Raw genomic sequence first — 568 nt, 5'->3', positions numbered from 1 at the left:
CCATCGGTCGGCGACCTGAAGGGCATGGGGCAGCGCTCGCGTCGTCGCCTCGCCGTAGCAACCCCCGCGGTCGCGGGCGACGACGGTGATCTCGGGATGGGCCGCAAGCCGCGCCTCGACGGTGCCGCTCTCCCGATCCGGCAGCAGGGCGATGACACGCCGGCGTTCCAGGTCGCAGACCAGCGTGCCGTAACGCTGTCCCCGGCGGAAGGCCCAGTCGTCGATGCCGATCACGCTCGGATGCTCCACCGGACGGCACGGCGGCGCACGGTCCGCAGCGTCGTATCCCGACTGGCCGGGCCCATGAGCCGTCGGGCGAAGCTGGCGGCGGGGCTACCGCCGAGGGCAACGCCGAGATGATGCACGATGCAGTCGAGCCCGGCCGTGCGCCGGGCATGGGCGGCAAGGTCAGACCCGAGCCGAGCGGCGAAGCTCCTGGTCCGGCAGTCCGATCCGATGCAACCGAGACGACGGACGCGGCTATCGTGCGCCACGCGTCCCCCCGCAACCCGCAGGTCCACCAGGGTGCCGGTCGAATGGCTTGGGATCCAGCACGTGGTCCCATCGC

At 72.2% G+C, this 568-nt stretch carries 1 pseudogene; it reads right to left on the bottom strand.

Annotation, left to right across the window (positions count from 1 at the left end):
• Nucleotides 1-568, bottom strand: a pseudogene (locus tag MKL11_RS22165) (transposase); the annotation flags it as partial.

The organism is Methylobacterium sp. J-077 (genome assembly GCF_022829365.1).
Classification (GTDB): domain Bacteria; phylum Pseudomonadota; class Alphaproteobacteria; order Rhizobiales; family Beijerinckiaceae; genus Methylobacterium.
This window is presented reverse-complemented; position numbering and strand designations above follow the sequence as displayed.